Source organism: Lactobacillus sp. N54.MGS-719 (genome assembly GCF_000980505.1).
Taxonomy (GTDB): domain Bacteria; phylum Bacillota; class Bacilli; order Lactobacillales; family Lactobacillaceae; genus Lactobacillus; species Lactobacillus amylovorus.
Genome location: NZ_LARO01000113.1, coordinates 1 through 1208, shown reverse-complemented (window position 1 = coordinate 1208; position 1208 = coordinate 1). Strand labels below are relative to the sequence as shown.

Genomic DNA, 1208 nt, shown 5'->3' with positions numbered 1-1208 from the left:
ATTGGTCAAACAAACCTTGAATAACGATGTGACCACCGTGTGCAGCGTCTACGTAACCGTATTTCTTAAAGATAGCTGCGTTTTGCAAAGCGTTGGCACCCAAGATTGGGCCGGCAATACCACCAAATGAGTCAGTTATACCTTGAAGTGGTGTTTGAATAGTGGTGTAAATCCATTGAGTCATAGTAGTGTGAGCCACTTTTTCAAAGAAGATGTAGACACATAACCACATTGCAGTTAATACAGCTGCAGGAATCAAAGCGATAAATGAGTTGGCTACTGCAGGTGGAACTTGTTCAGGCAACTTAATAGTAATCTTGTGCTTAACAAACCAAGTGTAAATCCAACCGATAATCAAACCAACAATGATTGCGGCGATCATCCCTTGGCCACCAAGCCAAGTACGGTCGATGAATCCTTGTAAAAGAGTTGGAGCTTGTTGAGCTGAAACAACTGTCTTAGCACCGTTCATAACTGGAGTAGTAGAATTCATCAAAATTAAGAATCCTACGAAAGCAGTCATTCCGGCTGGAAGTCCTTCGACTCCTTCGTTTTTAGCCCATTGGTAGGCAATACCTACAACGGCAAATACAGATACAATACCAAATGACGCATTATAAGCTTGGTTCCAGAATGGAGTCAAACCTGTTTGGTTCATTCAGTTAGCAACAGCCGGAACCGGAAATGACGCCCAAAGTAAGAACAAGGAACCAATCATGATGAATGGTAATGATAAAAGCATACCATTCTTTAAGGCAGTGATTGGTCTTGTGTTAACGATAAGATGACGGCTGATCACAAGATTCATGATGACTACCGCATTGAATATTTGCGCAGTCACATTGAAGAAATGAAGAAGGCTGTTACTGAAGATGGCGTAGATTTGATTGGCTACTTACCATGGGGATGCATCGACTTAGTAAGTGTATCTACCGGCGAAATGAACAAGCGTTACGGGTTTTATCTATGTTGATGAAGATAACCATGGTGGTGGCTCAATGAAACGCTACAAGAAGGATTCATTTGATTGGTACAAGGAGGTCATTGCATCTAACGGAACTAAATTATAAAATATTTGTGCTTACAACTACTTATTTCAAAAATTCTCTCATATGAAAAAAACGGCTAGTCAATTAGACTAGTCGTTTTTCTTATCTTCAAATAATTTTTACTTGTTCTTGTCAGCTTCGTATCTGTTATCGAACAAT

The 1208-nt window shown here is 40.0% G+C and carries 2 pseudogenes; one reads left to right on the top strand and one right to left on the bottom strand.

Annotation, left to right across the window (positions count from 1 at the left end):
• Nucleotides 1-808: pseudogene (locus WS44_RS09420) on the bottom strand (PTS transporter subunit EIIC); the annotation flags it as partial.
• On the opposite strand from WS44_RS09420, the pseudogene WS44_RS10205 reads away from it, so the two are divergent.
• Nucleotides 794-1070 (top strand): annotated as a pseudogene (locus WS44_RS10205) (family 1 glycosylhydrolase); the annotation flags it as partial. The pseudogenes WS44_RS09420 and WS44_RS10205 sit on opposite strands and share 15 nt — an antisense overlap.
• Nucleotides 1071-1208: the final 138 nt, after the last annotated feature.